This is a genomic window from Streptomyces bikiniensis, from assembly GCF_000716625.1.
Classification (GTDB): Bacteria; Actinomycetota; Actinomycetes; order Streptomycetales; family Streptomycetaceae; genus Streptomyces; species Streptomyces bikiniensis.
On sequence record NZ_JNXJ01000143.1, the window covers coordinates 1 to 235 of the forward strand.

The window sequence follows — 235 nt, forward strand, 5'->3', positions numbered from 1 at the left end:
GCCTGGGTCCCCCTCGACCTACGCGCACCCCTGACCCGCACCGCCTCCCTCCTGGACGACTCCCGACCCGACGCCCTGTACGTCGGACCGGGACTGGGCGCGACCGCCGCCGAACTGCTCGGCGCCGCATCGAGCACCCCGGCCGTCGTCGCCTGGAACGGAACGGCCGACACCGAACTCGCCCCCGCCCTGGGCGCCGCCGACGACCTGGCCTACGTCATCTTCACCTCCGGCT

At 74.5% G+C, this 235-nt stretch carries 1 pseudogene; it reads left to right on the plus strand.

Features of this window, described 5'->3' with window-relative positions:
- Positions 1-235, plus strand: a pseudogene (locus OO47_RS33130) (hypothetical protein); the annotation flags it as partial.